This window comes from Chamaesiphon sp. OTE_75_metabat_556 (genome assembly GCF_031378165.1).
Classification (GTDB): Bacteria; Cyanobacteriota; Cyanobacteriia; order Cyanobacteriales; family Chamaesiphonaceae; genus Chamaesiphon.
On the sequence record NZ_JANNDR010000336.1, the window covers coordinates 1 to 4,531 of the forward strand.

Sequence of the window (4,531 nt, forward strand, 5' to 3'; positions counted from 1 at the left end):
AGAGTCCCTCTAAGAACTCTAACACCGATCTACATATCTCCACGTCAAACTAATTAACGTTTGCCAAAAAATAACGACCCTGCGCCAACAAGCCGCGATCGATCTCGAACAACACCTGATCCGCGAACTTAAGCCACTAGCAATGGATAAAGTCCAATTTCAAGTCGAAATCGCCCCCCAAACACCGACATCAACGGGCGCAGATACGATCGTTTTCAACTTCAGTCCCAATCCTGGCGAACCCCTCCAACCCATCGCCGCTACCGCCTCTGGTGGGGAAATGAGCCGCTTTCTGCTCGCTCTCAAAGCCTGCTTCTCAAATAATGGTGGCGCAGGTACGCTGATCTTCGATGAAATCGATGCGGGAGTATCGGGCAAAGTCGCTCAATCGATCGCCAGTAAGCTCCATCACCTGAGCCAATCGCAGCAAGTCCTCTGCGTCACTCACCAACCCCTAATTGCGGCAATGGCCGATCGCCATTTTCGAGTAGCGAAGGAAACGATTAATTCTGAGCATCTAGGCAATGGTACTTCGGTTGTCGAACGCACGATCGTCCGGATTGAGGAGCTGCATTCTCAGCAACAACGCCGCGATGAAATCGCCCAAATTGCAGGGGGACAATCGGCACAGGAAGCAGCCTCGTTTGCTAAGTCTTTGTTGTCTCAAGCAAAAACCAGAAAGAAAGCCGTTAAACAGAGTCAGAAGTGAGTTGAATCAAACGATCGAATACCGCACGATTGAACTCGTCGCTCATGTTGCGAAGTCCGCGCAGGCGGACTAGTGTTGTTGGTTTTACAACTGATGACGATCGAATCGACAGAAGCTGAATGGGTATAATTATTTATACGGTATGACTCTAGGGGGTAACGATCGTGTACGCAGTTATTTCTACAGATCGCATTTCCATCCCACCTGGATCGGTGATGCGAATTCCTGGCACTTGGAAGGACTTTTGCCAATTACGCGACAGTCGGGGCGATGGCTCGATTCCTCGACTCAAATATCATGATGGAGAGATTTTGTTGATGAGTCCATTACCCCGACACGGACGCGAGGCTAATATCATCGCCGATATTGTCAAAGTTTTGCTGGACAGCCAAGAGCGTAATTATGAAGCTTTTACGCCAATTACGATGGAGCTGCCCGAAGTGAGCGGTATCGAGCCAGATTACTGTTTTTATATCGATAATTGGCAAGCGATTGTCGGCAAGGATCGGATCGATTGGCAGGTAGATCCGGCACCAGATTTAGTCATTGAAATCGATGTCACTAGTTACACGTCAGAGTTGGATTTTCTGCCGTATGATGTACCAGAGGTGTGGCTATTTAAAAATTATTGCCTGACGATCTATCAGTTGGCAGATGGTAAGTATGAAGTGAGTAATAATAGTCGTTATTTCCCAGGTTTTTCACTTCAAGAGTCGATCGATCTCTGTTTCCAAAATGCGAAAGAGAAAGGGACTGGAGTGGCAATTAATGAGTTACGTCGATCGTTAATGTTCGATCGCGATCAAATACCGCACGATTGAAATCGTCGCTCGTGTTGCGAAGTCCGCCTTCGCGGACTGAGATTTTTAACCCGCGTAGGCGGGTTTTGCATCACAAACGGCGGTTTTAACCGCTGACTAATCTAAGACGATCGATTTCTATCGAAACACAATCTCGATCTCACTACAAAACTAAATTTCATTTAAAATTCTAGTTGCTGCCTCATTTAACGGTAATAACTTAGTTTGTACGACATCCCAAACGATTTGATTGCTGACATTAAAATAAGCATGAGCCGCAAAATCTCTTAATCCAGCGATTTTTCTCCACTCCATTCCTGGCTCCATCTGACGAGTTTCTTCAGGTATATTTTTGACAGCCTCGCCAATGACGATGAGATTGCGAATGACAGCATCAATAGTCCGCTCATCAGCACAAAACTCTTCAAAACTTAGTAGACTCGTGTAACTACAGATTTTCCGAATAGCTTCAATAATATCTTCCAGATATAAATCTAAACTACGTGACATCAATTGCTTGCTCAAGTATTTTTTGACGAATTTGTGGCTTTAAGGTATCTTCGATCGCTAGATCAATTTTTTTACCAAATAAATCCTCTAGAAAAATCTTGAGATCCATATAGCGATCGAATGTAATCGTCCCGTCAAAATTGACAACAAAGTCTAAATCACTTTCCTGGGTAGCCTCATTACGCGCGGCAGATCCAAATAATAATAGGGACTTAATCCCGAATCTCGATCGAAGCATTTGCGATCGTAAAGTAGCGACTATATCATCACGATCTAAAATACTTGGTAAATTTTCCATTGGTATTTTTATGAGTATTGCTAGAACAGACTCACTACTACTTTAGCAGTTAGCAGTGTGATCGAATGCCGCACGATTGAAATCGTCACTAGTGTTGCGAAGTCCGCCTAGCTGTACTGAGAGATTTTGAGGATGAATCTAGCTACAGATATTAGTGAGGATGGGCGGGTTTGTTCAGATTTACTAGTGCTATGCAAGTATTTCTAGCATAAACCCGCCCCTACGATTTATCTATAAAAATGAATATATATGTATGAATGTATGTATGAATTTATAGATCTGTAGGGGCGGGTTTATGCTAGCTAACATTGATTTTACCGTTCGATGTCAAACAAACCCGACCTCCCCCACTAGAAGATCTCAAATGAGTTCTATATTCATCATATCTGGTCAACTTGGGATAGACAACTGATGTTAATTCCAGTAGATTTCTTGTTCAAATGGCAGGGTAGTTATGGTGCTTTGACTGTGAGTAAGAGTGGGGTGGATGATTTGTGTGAATATATCGATCGACAGGAGGAACATCATCGGCGGAAGTCTTTGATTCCCGATTGGGAGCCGATTTAGATCGCACGATGAGGACGCACGATTGAAATCGTCGCTGGTGTTGCGAAGTCCGCCTTCGCGGACTGGGATTTCTTAACCCGCGAAGGCGGGTTTTGCATTATGAGCGGCGGTTTCAACCGCTGACTAATCTGATACTGGATATTGATTTTTCAAGGTGTTCAATCTTTCGATTACGATACTTGCATATAGCTCATCAGGGTCAACAGAAAGTAGTTCATTCATAACGTTAATTATGATATCAACACACTCTAGTGGTTTTAAAGTTTTAGGCTTTTTATCTTTAAGACTATCTAATCCGTTATATTCCTTAGTCTTGTTATGTGCAAGGCTATTTCTGCAGCCAAATATTTTTTTAATTCCTTCAAATGTTTGAGATGAAGCGTCAATCCCTACTTCATTAAAAAGTTGTGTTACGATTATACATTTTGCTTGCGGGCTAAGTTTATCTATATAGTTTTCGATGTAAGAGGCTGATGATTTTCTCGCCCCATAATCATAAATATATGCCTCTAGAAACATTGCTGAAAAAAGAGTCGATATATAAAGCGGATCAATTTGATTGTGATTTAGCCTAATTATATCTTCTGGCTCTAGTTGATCGAGGTTCGGACGTTTATTTTGAAAATTAGAATAGACCTTATATTGTTCGCAAATAATCTCAAGAAATATACCTAAGTCGCCAAACCTTGCCAATTCATAACCATTTTCAGTTTTCTTTAACATAGATAATTTCTCTCAATTCGTACAATTCAACTATTTATTAATATTGGCTGGTGGGTATCACCCACCGAACACCATCAACCCAAACCCGCCTCCAGCTCCGCCTTAGCCACCTCTAAAGCCTCCTTCACCTTACTCGCATCCCGTCCCCCAGCCTGAGCCAAATTCGGTCGCCCACCGCCGCCACCGCCGCAAATTTTCGCGATATTGCCGATAAACTTCCCAGCTTGTAAACCCTTCGCATTTACCCCCTTACTAAAAGCCGCCACCAAACTAACCTTGTCCGGTTCGGGAATTGATGCCAGCACGATCGCGCCTTCTCCGAGTTTATTTAATAACCGTTCCGCCGCAGTTTGGAGGGCATTAGCATCGACATCACCCAGTTCGGCGATAATGATTTTAAACTCGCCGATCGATATGGCTTGAGATAGTAATTGTTCGGATTTAGCGATCGCAAATTCACCCTTGACTGTCTCTAATTGCTTCTGATTGGCTTTGAGTTCAGCTTGCATTGTCGAGATGCGATCGAGGATTTCTTCTGGTTTGGCTTTAAATCGATCGCTCAATTCTTTGACTACTCGATCGCGCACATTGAGATAGTCTAAAATTGCATTACCCGCCACCGCTTCGATCCGCCGCACTCCGGCAGCTACACCTGCTTCACTGATGATTTTAAATGCCCCAATTTCGGCGGTATTATTCACATGAATCCCACCGCACAATTCCATCGATACGCCAGCGAAATCGATGACGCGAACTTCGGCACCATATTTTTCACCAAACATCGCTACGGCACCTTTAGCCTTAGCTTTAGCGATCGGCATTACTTCGATTTCGGCGACGTGAGCTTCGGTAATCCAGGTATTTACCAACTCTTCTACCTGTTGAACTTCTGCAGGTGTCAGAGCGCGGGGAGAGTTAAAATCG

At 43.7% G+C, this 4,531-nt stretch carries 6 protein-coding genes and 1 pseudogene; 3 read left to right on the forward strand and 4 right to left on the reverse strand.

Going from position 1 to position 4,531, the window contains the following annotated elements:
* Positions 1-46: 46 nt before the first annotated feature.
* Positions 47-709: pseudogene (locus RMO27_RS13310) on the forward strand (DNA repair protein RecN); the annotation flags it as partial.
* Positions 710-873: 164 nt separating this feature from the next.
* A complete protein-coding gene (locus RMO27_RS13315) occupies positions 874-1,530 on the forward strand; it encodes a Uma2 family endonuclease (protein WP_309733239.1) in 657 nt (218 codons plus the stop codon).
* A gap of 150 nt (positions 1,531-1,680) precedes the next feature.
* On the opposite strand, the gene RMO27_RS13320 is transcribed toward RMO27_RS13315, so the two are convergent.
* Positions 1,681-2,019, reverse strand: coding sequence for a DUF86 domain-containing protein (locus tag RMO27_RS13320; protein ID WP_309733240.1), 339 nt, complete (start codon positions 2,017-2,019; stop codon positions 1,681-1,683).
* Positions 2,009-2,317, reverse strand: a complete 309-nt coding sequence (locus RMO27_RS13325; RefSeq protein WP_309733242.1) for a nucleotidyltransferase family protein — start codon at positions 2,315-2,317, stop codon at positions 2,009-2,011. The genes RMO27_RS13320 and RMO27_RS13325 overlap by 11 nt, the downstream gene beginning before the upstream one ends.
* Before the next feature lie 411 nt (positions 2,318-2,728).
* Here RMO27_RS13325 and RMO27_RS13330 point away from each other — a divergent pair, with 411 nt between their 5' ends.
* Positions 2,729-2,884, forward strand: a complete 156-nt coding sequence (locus RMO27_RS13330; protein WP_309733245.1) for a hypothetical protein — start codon at positions 2,729-2,731, stop codon at positions 2,882-2,884.
* A 123-nt stretch (positions 2,885-3,007) separates the two neighbouring features.
* Here RMO27_RS13330 and RMO27_RS13335 read toward each other — a convergent pair whose 3' ends face one another.
* Complete coding sequence (locus RMO27_RS13335) at positions 3,008-3,607, reverse strand: hypothetical protein (RefSeq protein ID WP_309733247.1); 600 nt, start codon at positions 3,605-3,607, stop codon at positions 3,008-3,010.
* 74 nt (positions 3,608-3,681) lie between these two features.
* Positions 3,682-4,531, reverse strand: an 850-nt coding sequence (locus tag RMO27_RS13340; RefSeq protein ID WP_309733249.1) for a DHHA1 domain-containing protein, incomplete at its 5' end; no start/stop codon positions are given.

Excerpts from the sequence above, each read along its gene's own strand:
- RMO27_RS13320 (WP_309733240.1), bottom strand. The coding sequence starts at position 2,019 with ATGTCACGTAGTTTAGATTTATATCTGGAAGATATTATTGAAGCTATT.
- RMO27_RS13325 (WP_309733242.1), bottom strand. The coding sequence starts at position 2,317 with ATGGAAAATTTACCAAGTATTTTAGATCGTGATGATATAGTCGCTACT.
- RMO27_RS13330 (WP_309733245.1), top strand. The coding sequence starts at position 2,729 with ATGTTAATTCCAGTAGATTTCTTGTTCAAATGGCAGGGTAGTTATGGT.
- RMO27_RS13335 (WP_309733247.1), bottom strand. The coding sequence starts at position 3,607 with ATGTTAAAGAAAACTGAAAATGGTTATGAATTGGCAAGGTTTGGCGAC.